The following is a 13,896-nucleotide window of genomic DNA, read 5'->3' as shown; positions in this document are numbered from 1 at the left end:
TCGATTATTTGGGTGGAAAATCTAAGGTAATCCGCATCCCCACCGCCTCTGCATATTTTAATAACGTGCCTAATTTCGGGTCGAACTGCGCTTTTTCCAAACGTGACACATTTTGCTTTTGCGTTTGCATTCTTTCTGCGATTTGCATTTGAGTTAAATTATTGGCTAAACGCGCTTTTTTGAGCTGGTTGATTAACGCTTGCCTCACTTGTAACTCAGAATAACATTCATCGCTATCCCCATCATTTTCTTGAACTATTTCAGCTTGTTCTTTCATCACCAAAGTTGAAATTAAATCGTTATTGATCATTGCAATTTTCTCCTTGTCGCTCAAATACAAGAAAACTACCCTAACCCTATGTAATTAGAGTAGTTTAATTAGAAAACTTGTTGGCAATTAGAAGCCCAGCTCATCAAGTAAATCATCAACCTGAGACTGTGATGCCATCACATTAACGCCTTCTTTATTGATTTGCGGACCATTGAGCAAACCTTCGTTTTGCGTTTTCGCACGCATTTCAGGTGGCGTGTTTTCCATTAACAGTGCAAGCAGTTGTTTCTCTGCTTCTTCAACCACTTCCATCATTTTTTTGATGACTTGCCCTGTTAAATCTTGGAAATCTTGCGCCATCATGATCTCCAACAGCTCTGCTTTAGTCGTTTCGCTGTCTTGGATCACTTGTCCTAAAAAGGCTTCTGTTGACTCACGCAATTGCGCTGGAACCGTATCACCAACGGTTTCTTGCCATTGTTGCTGCAGCACCTGCGCATTTTTATTCATGTCCACTTGCAGTGGTTTGATGACATCAATGCCATTTAAGGTTTTTTCTGCTGCTTGCGCTGTCATTTGTGCGATATAACGCAGTCTGTCTTTTCCATCTGGAATACTGGCCACGGCTTGTTGAACGCTTTTTTCTAAGCCCAATTCGCGCATACTCTCACGCAGGGTTCTCATTAGCGTACCAATGCGCGTAATGACTTGTTTTAAATCATCATTACCATTGCGAATACCTTCCATACCCACTTGTTCAGTCATGAAACTCTCCTTTGGCACGCCCTGTTATTGCAAACCCATTTTTTCGAATACTTTATTCAATTTTTCTTCTAGAATAGCGGCAGTGAAGGGCTTAACGACATAACCACTTGCCCCCGCTTGCGCTGCAGCAATAATATTTTCTTTTTTCGCTTCCGCTGTCACCATGAGTACGGGGATATGCTTCAAAGCATCATCACCACGAATAGTTTTAAGCAATTCAAGGCCATCCATGTTTGGCATATTCCAGTCAGCAACAACAAAATCAATGTTGCCTGTACGGATTTTCTCTAATGCATCAACACCATCTTCCGCTTCTTCTATTTTGTTAAATCCGAGCTCTTTTAATAAGTTACGGACGATACGTCGCATTGTAGAAAAATCATCGACAACCAAAAAACTGAGATCTTTAGCGGCCATAACCACTCCTTCAAAATACAATTGTGAGTTCCTGCCTCGGCTTAAACCGTGACAGAAGAAAGTCTTGCTAAAACACTTGGGGCAATTTTGAGGATATCTTGCACTTCATCCGCAGCCCCCATTTCAATCGCCGCACGAGGCATACCAAACACCACGCAGCTACTTTCGTTTTGTGCGTAAGTGATTGCCCCTTGCTGACGTAAATTTAGTAGTCCTTTCGCACCATCCATCCCCATCCCTGTCAATAAGATGCCAATACATTTTCGCCCAACACATTGAGCTACTGAATCGAACAACACATCAACAGAAGGACGATGCCGGTTAACAGGTTCGCTTTGCTGTAAAATAACTTGAAATCCCTTGCCTTTATCGGCAATCAACATATGCGAATCGCCTGGTGCAATATAGGCATAGCCTTTTTGTAATAACTCGTTGTGTTCGGCTTCTTTTACAGTCAGTACACAGAGTTTATTTAAGCGATCCGCAAAAGAACGGGTAAAACCCGCAGGCATATGCTGAGTAATCACCACTGGAGGGCATTCATGAGGTAACATTTCCAAAAATTGACGTATCGCCTCCGTTCCGCCCGTCGATGCCCCCACCGCAATCACGCGACTATTGCAAACATAGGGAGAGAGCGCTTTGGCTTGGGAAACAGGCTCATTGATCTTTTTTTCTGGACGAGCAAAACGGCTCCGTTGCGTAATTTTAGACATAGCTGCCGCACGGATTTTTTCACCAATAATATCGCGATAACTCATCATGGTTTCACGAATACCAATTTGGGGTTTTGTAACAAAATCTACAGCACCTAATTCCAATGCTTTTAACGTCACCTCTGAACCCTTCGACGTTAATGTTGAAACCATTACCACTGGCATTGGATGTAAACGCATTAATTTTTCTAAGAAATCAATACCATCCATTCGTGGCATTTCCACATCTAACGTGATCACATCCGGTTCATACTGTTTAATTAAGTCACGTGCGACATAAGGGTCTGGTGCAGTATCGACCACCACCATGTCTTCATGACTATTAATAATTTCACGCATTAATTGGCGCATCAGTGCTGAGTCATCCACACATAGCACTTTAATTTTTTTCATTACCCCCTCCTCGCAGCTTGTAAGCTGTAGACGGTTTGCCCTTTAATAACGAAACTTTGCGATAGCTGTGATAAATTTTCGGAGTGCCCAATAAATAACAAACCATCTGGCTTAAGCAATGTGGCAAAGCGCTCTAACATTTTGATTTGCATTTCTTTATCAAAATAAATCATGACATTACGACAAAAAATCACGTCAAATCGGTGCTGCATTTGCCAATCACGATCACTCAAATTTAAATAACGAAATTCAATCATTTGGCGCAATGCCGGCTTGACTCGCGCATAGCCATCAAACTCGCCAACGCCTTTCATAAAATAACGTTGTCTTTGTAATGCCGTTAAAGACTTCAGCTCTTCTATGCGATACACACCTTGTTTCGCTTTTTCTAGCACTTCCGTGTCAATGTCACTGGCAATCACTTTGGCATTAATTGCATTTGGCCCAAGAACATCGCTCAGTGTCATTGCTATCGAATATGGCTCTTCTCCTGTTGAAGATGCGGCACACCAAATATTAATGGCGCTATTTTTACGTGTACGAACAAACTCGGCTAACGTCACAAAATGATGAGGCTCACGAAAAAATGCCGTTAAATTTGTCGTCAAAGCATTCACGAAAGCTTGCCATTCTGCATGGTGAGGCTCTCGCTCTAACATCCGTAAATAATCTGAAAAATTGTCGATATTACAATCACGTAACCGCTTCAATAGCCGGTTATAGACCATATTTTTTTTATTCATGGTGAGGACAATGCCTGATTTTTTATGAATAAATCGACAAACCCGACCAAACTCATCATCAGTCAGTGGTTCTACCTGTGGTACAAAAAGCATCGTACTTGTCGTCCTATTCAATAAAAACCCAGAGGCAGCCAGTTATTTGGCTGCCTTTTAGGGTAGATAACCTAAAAAAAACAATTAATTACGTTTATCCACCGAAAATTCAAAAACGAATTTTCACTACACTTAACGCCGATTGCGATTTAAATGGCTTTCGGGTAATTCAAAGAATGCAACGGTGTCGACTAAGTTGTTCGCTTGGTCTTCTAGTGCCGCTGTCGCGCTGGTCGATTGTTCCACTAATGCCGCATTTTGTTGTGTCACTAAATCCATTTGGCTTACTGCTGTGGCGACTTGCTCAATACCACGGCTTTGCTCATTGGAAGCAGAGGCAATATTCCCCATTAATTCCGTAACTTGGTTAACGGCTGCAACCAATTCACTCATGGTCGCGCCTGCTTCATTAACCAGTTGGGAACCTTGGCTCACTCTGCCAACAGATTCATCAATCAATGTTTTAATTTCTTTTGCTGCTTCCGCGCTGCGCTGCGCCAATGCCCTGACCTCACCGGCAACCACAGAAAAACCACGCCCTTGTTCACCCGCTCGAGCGGCTTCAACGGCAGCATTCAATGCTAAGATATTGGTTTGGAAGGCGATGCCATCAATCACACTAATAATGGCGCTAATTTTTTGTGAGCTATTGGAAATCGAGGTCATGGTGTCAATCACGTCTTCCGTGATCTCCCCACCTTTCGTTGCGGTTTTTGATGCACTCACCGCCAGTTCACTCGCTTGGCGTGCGTTATCCGCATTCTGCTTAACAGTTGCTGTCAGCTCTTCCATACTGGCTGCAGTTTCTTCGAGCGATGCAGCTTGTTGTTCAGTACGCGATGATAAGTTATTATTTCCTAAAGCAATCTCACGGATCCCTGTATACATTTGATCAGTATTCGAGCGCAATGCTGTTACTGAAGTCACTAAAGACTCCTGCATATCCTTTAGCTTGCCAAATACCTCACCGATTTCATCACCAGTCGTTACTTCAATTTTCTGATTGAGTTTACCGTCAGCCACTAATGCAAAGTGCTCTCCCATACTTTTCAGTGGGTTAATGACTTTACGTTTCATCCAATAGTGCGCAAATGTAATAACAGCGATGATGATGACGATCACTGAAGCGAATGAGCTCCACGCAAACGTGTTATACATTCTGGCTGCTGCAAGAGATTCATCGTTTTCCGCATTCAGTAATTCAAGGTATTCCTCAACAACTTGCTCTAACTGGTCCTGGTTTTCTTGGGCAGGAAGTTCAATATAGGCAGCAATGTCATTGTTATCTAAATGCGCTTTTAAGGCTTTGAGTGTCAATACAAATGCTTGATACCGAGTCTCAAGTGCCGCAAGATTTTCTTTCTCACTCAAAAGAGGCTGATTTTTAAACGTAGTGTAATCTTTCTCAGCTTCTTCGAGTAACTTATCAAAAGTTACTCTCGTTTCTTCAATTAATGGTTCGTTACCACCCACTTTATGCAGCAAAGCAATTTGCGTTAGGCTATTGCGTGCTTGCATTAAGTGTTTACTGGTTTCCTCAAGCATTGCTCGCTTATCAGACCCCAAATCAATACGCTCTAAAGATTTTAATTCACTTACTACAATCCCAACAGAAACCCCGCTAGACACAATCTGCATCCCACAAAATAAAATGAGAAGTAGATACAAACTCACCGAAATTCGGATATTTTTACCAAACATAGAAATCCCCACTTGTGCCAGCTAAGAGAACTGAACCTCTGAAACATTGCCTTGTTTTCTAATGCACAGAAACGCTGCAAAACCGAGGCTTTGCAGCGAAAAACTGAGCTTAATCCTTAGAAAGTTTCCCAATTGTCATCATCTTTATGTTCTTTCGATGACAGTTTTGTCAGATCCGGTGTTTTCACGATATTTGAAACCGTTCTTGCTGCCGGCTGAATATTGCGTATTTCACTTTGTTTTAATGGTGGTAAACGGAAGATAGAGATCAGTTGCGACAATTTCGCCACTTGTTCTTCCAAGACATTGGCCGCCACCGCAGATTGTTCAACCAACGACGCATTTTGCTGTGTCACTTTGTCCATTTCTGCAACAGCGATACTGACTTGTGCAATCCCTTTGCTTTGCTCATCAGATGCGGTCGCAATGTGCGTCATAATGTCAGTCACTCGTGTGACAGACTCGACAATCTTGGTCATCGTTTCACCTGCATCTTCTGCTTGGCGAGCACCTGTCCCTGTTCTTGACACTGAATCTTCAATTAACGTTTTAATCTCTTTCGCGGCATCAGCACTGCGTTGCGCCAAATTACGCACTTCATCGGCCACTACAGCAAAGCCACGTCCATGCTCACCAGCCCGTGCCGCTTCGACAGCCGCATTGAGCGCTAAGATATTAGTTTGGAAAGCGATGCTATCGATAACTGCGGTGATATCAGAGATTTTCTGTGAGCTATCCGCAATATTTAGCATGGTACTGACGACATTCGATACCACTTTGCCGCCTTCTTTCGCTATCACTGAAGCTTGGTTTGCAAATTCACTGGCTTGATGAGCGTATTCGGTATTTTGTTTTACGGTTGCAGTCAACTCACTCATACTGGCGGAGGTTTCTTCTAAGCAAGCGACTTGTTGCTCAGTTCGTGCCGACAAGTCATTGTTACCTGCAGCAATTTCAGTTGTACCTTGGTAAATAGTTTCGCTACCATCTAGCACACCACGAACGGTATTAATCAGTTCCTGCTGCATATGTTGAACACCATTGGCCAACTCACCGATTTCATTGTTGGCATTTGTGGTTACGTTCGGTGTTAAATCGCCTGACGCAAAAACTGTAATACGTTCAATTAAGATATTGAGTGGCTCAATAATACCTTTACGTACATAGCGATAACTGAAGAAACCAATTAAGGCGAGTAAGATAGATAACGTCACCAACATATATAATGATTGGCGATAGTTATTATCTGCATTGACGACTTCGGCCTGGAAATCAGCAGAGATATCGGCAAAATACGCATTAAATTGCTCTTCAAATTTTACTTGGTGGCCTGACGTTCTGTGTGCGTAAAAACCTTCAAGATCACCTTTTTCCGCAAATTCACTTAACTTGATTAGCGCATCACGATAGGTTTCATAGGTGCTAAACAGTTTTTCAAATTTGGCTTTATCATAATCTGAACTTTGCATCAGCTTGTTATAGCGGGCATAAGCATCATCAGCGGCTTTAAAGTTACGTTTAGCGGCTTTAATCAACTCTTCTGTCGTTGCATCATCTTGAATTTTACGACCTTCAAGTAAATAGGCATTGATAGAGCGGTTTAAGTTAGCTCGAGCTTGTAACAAATTGACCCAGCTTTCTGTTAATACTTGTCTTTGGCGTTGTAATGAATTCAAGTAACTGATGCTGTCGCTGTTATCGCCCAGTTTGGTAAACATCAACCCACTGGATACCAGTTGCAGCAAAATAAAGATAAAAATGACGGACAAAAGTCCCGATACGATTTTAATTCGACTGTACATGACGTTTTACTAACATAATTTTGTTGTATTTTGGATATCGGTCATCCAACCAAAAACTTTAGTTAATGACTTATTATTATTTGAACAATTATTGGGGCTGAGCGTTACTCAGCCATGCTGTCAATCAGCGCCATTTCATCGCTAGTTAATAATTTTTCGATATCAACTAAAATCAACATACGGTCATTTAATGTTCCGAGCCCTGTCAAATACTGAGTCGATAATGTCACTGCAAAATCAGGCGGTGGCGCAATTTGTTCTTCATTCAAAACCAGCACATCTGAGACGCCATCGACGACAATTCCGACGACACGATCTTTTAAATTCACCACAATAACCACGGTGTTATCGTTATACACCACGTTTTCATGGGAAAACTTCACCCGTAAATCAATAATCGGGATGATGACTCCACGCAAATTAGTTACACCTTTGATAAAATCAGGGGTGTTCGCAATACGGGTCACTTGCTCGTAACCACGTATTTCCTGCACTTTCAAGATTTCAATGCCGTACTCTTCTTCACCTAAAGTGAAAATGAGGTAGCCTTCGCCGTTTTTTTCTTCTTCGTGTTTATTTAAATCATCATCTAACATAGACATGGTGTATGGCCTCTATTTAGTGCACGACAGGTTGAGAAACCTGCTGTTTCTTTTTAATCAAAATGCTGTTATTCATTTTTTGTAGCTCAGCCACATCTAAAATCAATGCAACAGAACCATCGCCCATAATCGTTGCTGCTGAAATCCCCGGGATCTTGCGATAATTACTTTCAATATTTTTTACGACGACTTGTTGTTGCCCAACTAATTTATCGACTAACAACGCAAAACGGTGACCTGCATTTTGAATAATCAGCACAATACTGTTATCTAGATTTCGCTCGGCTTCTTCGATGGAAAATACTTGGTGTAATTCAACAAGTGGTAAATATTCACCGCGCACAAGCAGCATTTTTTCCTCGCCAGCTAAGCGATAAATATCCTCTTGGCGAGGTTGCAAGGTGCTAATAATGGCACTCAATGGAACGATGAAGACGTCCTCCGCGACTTTCACAGACATACCATCCAAAATGGCTAAAGTGAGCGGTAATAAGATGCGGATAATAGTGCCTTTACCTTCGGTAAAACCGATTTGAATACGGCCGCCCATGTCTTGGATATTTCGTTTAACCACATCCATTCCAACACCACGCCCCGAAACATCCGTTACGACCTCTGCGGTTGAAAAACCCGGAGCCATAATCAGCATCGCAACTTCATCATTGCTCATACCATCATGCACATTCATGCCTTGTGATTTCGCTTTCGCCAAAATACGTTCACGATTTAACCCTGCACCGTCATCACGAACTTCAATGCAAATATTGCCACTTTGGTGTGCGGCCGCTAAGGTCAATGTGCCAGCCTCTGGCTTACCATTTGCCACACGAACTTCAGGCTTTTCAATCCCATGGTCGAGGCTATTACGAACAAGGTGATTCAGGGGGTCGACGATGCGCTCAATCAAACTCTTATCTAACTCAGTTGAGCTTCCTTCGACTTTCAGTTCGATTTTTTTACCTAACTTGGAAGCAATATCGCGTACCATGCGCGGGAAACGACTAAACACGTAGTCCATTGGCATCATGCGAATTGACATAACGGATTCTTGCAAGGCCCGTGAATTACGCTCTAACTGCACGATTGAGCTTAACAAATCACTGTATTCGTTTTGATCGACATGTTGACTATGTTGGGTCAGCATGGACTGGATAATCACCAACTCACCCACTAAGTTGATCAACTGGTCAACTTTCTCTACAGCCACGCGAATACTGCTCGAATCCCCTTTCGGTTTAGCGATTGCCGTTTTTTTAGCCGGGGTAGCAGGCACCGGTATAACAGGTTTTACCGAGGTTTGCGGCGTATCTTGCGATCCTGCGGTATCACTTACCTCGGTTTCAATTGCACTTGTTTCAACTTTGTCGCCATTGAATAACGTTTCTTCTTTCGAAAAAGCGCGGCAATCGGCAAAGGAAACCGCTTCATGGTTAATTTGCGATTCATCCACCACAAAACATAACACTCCACTAATATCATCAATACCCGTATTAGTGCCTACCCATGCTTGCAAACTATTTGCTGTTTTTTCAGTATGATATAAATGCCCAAATAAACTGAGTTCATCCGCCAGTAAATCAACTTCATTTTCTTTGAGCTGATTTAACGAGATCATAAAGTAGTGTGAATATTCACTTTGCTCCGCGGGTGCGTTTTCAACAACCGCATCTTCAACTTTAGTTTCAACTAGCGCAGTACCTGTATCAGCAACCTCCTCTGCTCTATTTTCGACTCGGCTAAGTACCTCACAAATACGTTTGAAAGTGTCTTCATCTGGTAAAGAATCATTTTTATAGGCATCTAACTGTGACGCCATGACATCTTTTGCATCGAGGAAAACATCAATGATGTCAGGAGTGAGCGTTAACTCATCATGACGCGCCTTATCTAAAAGGTTTTCCAATGTATGAGTCGTATTCTGCAACTGAGTGAAACCAAAGGTTGCAGCCCCTCCTTTTATTGAGTGGGCACTGCGGAAGATGGCATTGAGTTGCTCGCTATCCGGGTCAAAAGGATCAAGATCAAGTAAATGTTGTTCCATATCCCTGAGCAACTCATCAGCTTCATCGAAAAATGTTTGATAAAACTCGGTAATATCCATGGTTTTTATCCAATTTCGCTTACGTTTCACTTAACGCTGACTGCCGAGCAACCCGGCAGACAACTAAACAAGTTATCTAATAAATTCAAATAACAGCCATTCATCACGGTATTTTCACCGCAGCGACAACACCCACGGCCGTTTCTGGCATGGGCTTTTGCGGTTTATTGAGCACATCATTGATCGGCTTCGCGCCATCGTATTCACGGAGGATCTGTTTTGTTTCTTCATCATTTAACACGATAATGCTTATCCGACGGTTAATCGGAGCAAAACCATTTTCTTTATCTAAATGAATCGCTGAAGCCATTCCTACCACGCGTAAGACTTTGTTTTCATCCATTCCACCGCGGATCAACTCGCGGCGTGAAGCATTTGCCCGGTCAGATGATAATTCCCAGTTGCTATAATTAGCCCCATTGGCATACGCCAAATCATCGGTATGCCCTGAGACACTAATACGGTTTGGTACATCATTAAGAAGTGGCGCTATTGCGCGCAAAATATCGCGCATATAGGGTTCAACCGTTGCCGAACCCACTTTAAACATCGGTCGATTTTCACTATCAACAATTTGTATACGTAGCCCATCATTAATCATATCAATCAGTAAGTGGGGCTTTAATTCGTTCAAACGCGGGTCTTTTAAAATAGCCTGCTCAAGAGATTCTTTTAATTTTTCAAAACGATAGTTTGCATTACCATCAATGATATTATTGGGCTCTGGCATCACATCCCCATCACGAAAAATAGGGTCTTTACCCCCACCAGGGATCGGATTTGTGGCATCCCCACTTTTACTTCCCGGGTTGATAGCTGTGCTTAAGGGGGTGCGGAAATATTCAGCAATTTGTGTTAATTCTTGAGGACTTGAAATTGAGATCAGCCACATTACTAAAAAAAACGCCATCATCGCTGTCATAAAATCGGCATAAGCGATTTTCCATGAACCACCATGCCCGTTTTGCTGATGCGAACTGCGCTTTTTAACTCGAATAACATGAGGTGTATTGGCTGCCATCCGTTAGTTACTCCTCTGTTGTTTCTTGTGAGCGAGCACCTACTTTCACTTCCCGAACTTTATCTTCGAGTTCAACAAATGAAGGCCTATCTGCGCTGAATAACACCTTACGGCCAAATTCAACCGCTATTTGAGGAGCGTAGCCTTGCAATGCAGAGAGGAAAGTGACTTTAATGCATTCCATCATTTTCAACTGTTCACTACTGCGCAGCCTAATCAATGCAGCTAAAGGTAAAATAAAACCATAAGCCACTAAAATACCTAGAAATGTCCCTACCATTGCATGAGCAATTAAAGCCCCCAACTCACCCGCAGGGCGATCCGCTGAGCCCAAAGCATTAACCACCCCCAGTACAGCCGCAACGATCCCAAAAGCAGGCATAGAGTCACCGACCATATTTAAGCCTGAAGCAGGCACTTCATTTTCTTGACGAAAAGTTTCTAACTCTTCATCCATTAAGGCTTCAATTTCATGGCTTTGTAAGTTACTACTTACCATCAGACGTAAGTAATCCACGATAAACATCATGGTGGATTCGTCTTTTAAAATACGGGGATATTGAGAAAAAATGTCACTTTCACTTGGATTATCAATGTCTTTTTCAAGAGCAAGCAGACCTTGTTGACGTGACTTATTCAGTAATTGAAATAACAACGCCATTAAGTCCATTGACATTGCTTTATTGTAAGAGGAACGACGGAAGAGTTTTGGTAATACTTTACACAAGGCGACGATGGATTTGCCACTGTTACCAACAACAAAGGCACCTAATCCTGCACCTAAAATAATGACAAATTCAGCGGGTTGATAAAGCGCACCTAAATGGCCACCGACCATTAAGTATCCGCCAATAACCGCAACTGTAACAATGATATACCCGATGAGTATTAACACAATATTCCCTTTCACTCCGTTGGTTAACAGATGGCAGTCAAAGGGAATATTAGGAGTGACAGGCAAAACCTTTGCCTGTTAACCAAATCAATCCAATTACATTACCGCTTTAGTAATGCCATCCTGTCGATATACCGTAATATCGGCTAGATGTTCGGAAAGTTTACGTTTTTTTATTGCTCGTGATGGCGGTTGGCATAAACTGCAAGTAAAGCTATTTTCGGGAATATGTGCGTAAGTAATAAACGAGCCATGGCAACAACTACATTGCGAACTTTGTAACATACCGCTTTCCACAAAGCGGACCAACGTCCAAGCGCGTGTTAACGCCAATAAAGGCTCTTCTCCGGGTTCTGGAATACACTGTTCAAGATATAATCTATATGCTCGTAATATGGCATCAACACCGCGACATTGGCCACTTTTAAGTAAAAATTGATAAGCATTATAGAACATGGATGAATGAATATTCTGTTCCCACGTCATAAACCAATCTGTGGAGAAAGGCAGCATCCCTTTTGGTGGAGGGCAACCTCTTAGCTCTTTATATAAACGAACTAAACGACCACGACTGATTTGAGTTTCACTTTCTAACATTTGAAGGCGAGCGCCTAAAGAGATCAATTCCATAGCTAGGCGAATATCATTCGCTTCTTGGACTATACTTTTTTCAGCTGAGGTACTCATCTTTTTCTCGCTATTTCGGTGTCGCCCTCATTATGCGTTTGCAATAATCGGGTCGAAAGTAAAATACCTGTATGAATTTGTTGTAATTCATCGACTCTTGAATCACGGGTTAGCTTTTCAATTGTGTCACTATTATCAAATCTAAACTGGCAGATTAGCTGGTTTGTCTCTGCTAATTTGACTAATTGAGGAAGTGTAAGATCTGCTAAAGTCGTTGCCATTGCATCAGAGATACCGAGACGAAACATCGCAGAGGCTTTCTCTTGAGAGATGAGTTTTTGGGCTAATAGCAAATATGAGAGGTTAATATCGTATATATGCTTCAGAAAATCTGTCGTCGAGCTCATTTTTTTTCCTTTCCGAATATTATCAACATCTGTGCGATCTGTGTGCAAAAAGAACAAATATGAATTTGAAAGTATTGTGTAATCAAATTATTAAATTTAAAAAGTAATTAAATTGGGTAAATGAAATTCCATTATTTTCCCATGTCATCCATTCAAAAATACCCAAATTGGAGTATAGATACACTAACTTCCAAACCTAAATTAAATATATTTCCTGAATACCTACAACAAAATAAGGGGTGACCAAAAAATTATCGATTTCCATAAGAATCAGAAATTGCTGATGTCATTATTAGTCGCCAATTATTATGCACCACTAAATTAACTATTCAAGGTACTTATGTTTCTTTTTGTACCAATGAGATGATTACCCATTAATTCATTAAATAATCTTCATTATCTCTTTATCTTCTATCACCTTATCCTAAATATCAACAACATTTTCAGTCACCCTAAGCAAAATGGTAGGATTTTAATCAAACTAACAACTCTTTAGATGTGATAACTAAGCAAAAAGAACCAATCACAACATCAAAAACAAAATATTGATCCAAATCAATTTTTAGTATTAAGAAACTAAGTTGCACATAAGTGCATTAAGGTGTTATCGGCATTATTGGAATAAAACTTAATCATTAATTTTCAATAAGTTTAATCTATACTTCTACCATCATTCAAAATTATTCAATCGTAGTTATCATAAAAATACTCATTATATTGTCATACATATGAATTATCCCCTCTCAACTTTCATTAGAATCATTAAACAATGATTTCAATACCACAACATGGCATTATTAATAAAATTTATAAAAGTTACATCATTAACCAATAATAAAAATCTATTTAGTTGAAATAATTCTGTTAGCGTATTTTGTTTATTTAGTATCTTAAGTAATTATTTTGTTATTAGTTCATTAAAGTGATTTTTTTGATTAATTAATATTTTCTTTTTTATATAAAATAACTGAAATTTCATTTTTTTTAATAAAAAGATCAACCTACGCCAATCTATCACATTTATGTCAAGAGCAAAAAATCAAGGTTTCAATTAAGAACATTCCGCTTTCTTTCGGTTTTTATATCACTTTTAAAATATTTGAACGGTACTAAAAATAAAAGTACTAAAGGTATTATTGCCTGTCTTCATTTTTATCGTTTTTAGCCGTTTTCACGTCTCCCTCCTAAAATTAATTAACTAAAGTTATAGTAACTATTGATTACTATATACTTTTATTTTAACAAAAGCCCCTAAATAGCAATAAAACTTAAGTGAAATCACTTAGTGGAATAATGAGGAATTAAAAAATAAATTACTTTTCGTTAAAATAATTCAGTGAGT

Annotated in this window: 13 protein-coding genes; all 13 read right to left on the bottom strand. The window is 40.6% G+C overall.

Annotation, left to right across the window (positions count from 1 at the left end):
• Window positions 1–4: 4 nt before the first annotated feature.
• A complete protein-coding gene (locus M1E86_RS07225; protein ID WP_125890798.1) occupies window positions 5–310 on the bottom strand; it encodes a helix-turn-helix transcriptional regulator in 306 nt (101 codons plus the stop codon).
• Between the two features lie 87 nt (window positions 311–397).
• Window positions 398–1,036: a protein phosphatase CheZ gene (locus M1E86_RS07220; protein WP_213914086.1), complete on the bottom strand. Its 639-nt coding sequence runs from the start codon at window positions 1,034–1,036 to the stop codon at window positions 398–400.
• 24 nt (window positions 1,037–1,060) lie between these two features.
• Window positions 1,061–1,453 (bottom strand): chemotaxis response regulator CheY, encoded by a 393-nt coding sequence (cheY, locus tag M1E86_RS07215; RefSeq protein WP_034782834.1) that lies wholly within the window; start codon window positions 1,451–1,453, stop codon window positions 1,061–1,063.
• Between the two features lie 41 nt (window positions 1,454–1,494).
• On the bottom strand, window positions 1,495–2,562 hold the full coding sequence (locus M1E86_RS07210) for a protein-glutamate methylesterase/protein-glutamine glutaminase (RefSeq protein ID WP_213914087.1): 1,068 nt from the start codon (window positions 2,560–2,562) through the stop codon (window positions 1,495–1,497).
• Complete coding sequence (locus M1E86_RS07205; protein WP_213914088.1) at window positions 2,562–3,398, bottom strand: CheR family methyltransferase; 837 nt, start codon at window positions 3,396–3,398, stop codon at window positions 2,562–2,564. Before M1E86_RS07205 ends, M1E86_RS07210 begins: the two co-directional genes overlap by 1 nt.
• Window positions 3,399–3,530: 132 nt before the next feature.
• A complete protein-coding gene (locus M1E86_RS07200) occupies window positions 3,531–5,099 on the bottom strand; it encodes a methyl-accepting chemotaxis protein (protein WP_125890795.1) in 1,569 nt (522 codons plus the stop codon).
• 116 nt (window positions 5,100–5,215) lie between these two features.
• The gene (locus tag M1E86_RS07195) at window positions 5,216–6,901 is read right to left on the bottom strand and encodes a methyl-accepting chemotaxis protein (protein ID WP_125890794.1); all 1,686 of its coding nucleotides are present in this window, start codon (window positions 6,899–6,901) and stop codon (window positions 5,216–5,218) included.
• Window positions 6,902–7,005: 104 nt separating this feature from the next.
• Window positions 7,006–7,503, bottom strand: a complete 498-nt coding sequence (gene cheW / locus M1E86_RS07190; RefSeq protein ID WP_004909833.1) for a chemotaxis protein CheW — start codon at window positions 7,501–7,503, stop codon at window positions 7,006–7,008.
• Window positions 7,504–7,519: 16 nt separating this feature from the next.
• Complete coding sequence (gene cheA / locus M1E86_RS07185; protein WP_213914089.1) at window positions 7,520–9,604, bottom strand: chemotaxis protein CheA; 2,085 nt, start codon at window positions 9,602–9,604, stop codon at window positions 7,520–7,522.
• 103 nt (window positions 9,605–9,707) lie between these two features.
• A complete protein-coding gene (gene motB, locus M1E86_RS07180) occupies window positions 9,708–10,625 on the bottom strand; it encodes a flagellar motor protein MotB (protein WP_213914090.1) in 918 nt (305 codons plus the stop codon).
• Window positions 10,626–10,632: 7 nt separating this feature from the next.
• Window positions 10,633–11,520: a flagellar motor stator protein MotA gene (motA, locus tag M1E86_RS07175; protein ID WP_213914091.1), complete on the bottom strand. Its 888-nt coding sequence runs from the start codon at window positions 11,518–11,520 to the stop codon at window positions 10,633–10,635.
• 96 nt (window positions 11,521–11,616) lie between these two features.
• Window positions 11,617–12,207, bottom strand: coding sequence for a flagellar transcriptional regulator FlhC (gene flhC / locus M1E86_RS07170; protein ID WP_102139579.1), 591 nt, complete (start codon window positions 12,205–12,207; stop codon window positions 11,617–11,619).
• Complete coding sequence (gene flhD, locus M1E86_RS07165; RefSeq protein ID WP_004909823.1) at window positions 12,204–12,554, bottom strand: flagellar transcriptional regulator FlhD; 351 nt, start codon at window positions 12,552–12,554, stop codon at window positions 12,204–12,206. The genes flhC and flhD overlap by 4 nt, the downstream gene beginning before the upstream one ends.
• Window positions 12,555–13,896: the final 1,342 nt, after the last annotated feature.

Origin of the sequence: Providencia sp. PROV200, from assembly GCF_049901995.1 — a bacterium.
GTDB classification, from domain to species: Bacteria; Pseudomonadota; Gammaproteobacteria; order Enterobacterales; family Enterobacteriaceae; genus Providencia; species Providencia rettgeri_E.
The sequence above is the reverse complement of the archived record's forward strand: the minus strand, read 5'-3'. Positions and strand labels throughout refer to the sequence as shown.

Coding starts and splice junctions, on each gene's coding strand:
- M1E86_RS07225 (WP_125890798.1), bottom strand. CDS start 310: ATGATCAATAACGATTTAATTTCAACTTTGGTGATGAAAGAACAAGCT.
- M1E86_RS07220 (WP_213914086.1), bottom strand. CDS start 1,036: ATGACTGAACAAGTGGGTATGGAAGGTATTCGCAATGGTAATGATGAT.
- cheY (WP_034782834.1), bottom strand. CDS start 1,453: ATGGCCGCTAAAGATCTCAGTTTTTTGGTTGTCGATGATTTTTCTACA.
- M1E86_RS07210 (WP_213914087.1), bottom strand. CDS start 2,562: ATGAAAAAAATTAAAGTGCTATGTGTGGATGACTCAGCACTGATGCGC.
- M1E86_RS07205 (WP_213914088.1), bottom strand. CDS start 3,398: ATGCTTTTTGTACCACAGGTAGAACCACTGACTGATGATGAGTTTGGT.
- M1E86_RS07200 (WP_125890795.1), bottom strand. CDS start 5,099: ATGTTTGGTAAAAATATCCGAATTTCGGTGAGTTTGTATCTACTTCTC.
- M1E86_RS07195 (WP_125890794.1), bottom strand. CDS start 6,901: ATGTACAGTCGAATTAAAATCGTATCGGGACTTTTGTCCGTCATTTTT.
- cheW (WP_004909833.1), bottom strand. CDS start 7,503: ATGTCTATGTTAGATGATGATTTAAATAAACACGAAGAAGAAAAAAAC.
- cheA (WP_213914089.1), bottom strand. CDS start 9,604: ATGGATATTACCGAGTTTTATCAAACATTTTTCGATGAAGCTGATGAG.
- motB (WP_213914090.1), bottom strand. CDS start 10,625: ATGGCAGCCAATACACCTCATGTTATTCGAGTTAAAAAGCGCAGTTCG.
- flhC (WP_102139579.1), bottom strand. CDS start 12,207: ATGAGTACCTCAGCTGAAAAAAGTATAGTCCAAGAAGCGAATGATATT.
- flhD (WP_004909823.1), bottom strand. CDS start 12,554: ATGAGCTCGACGACAGATTTTCTGAAGCATATATACGATATTAACCTC.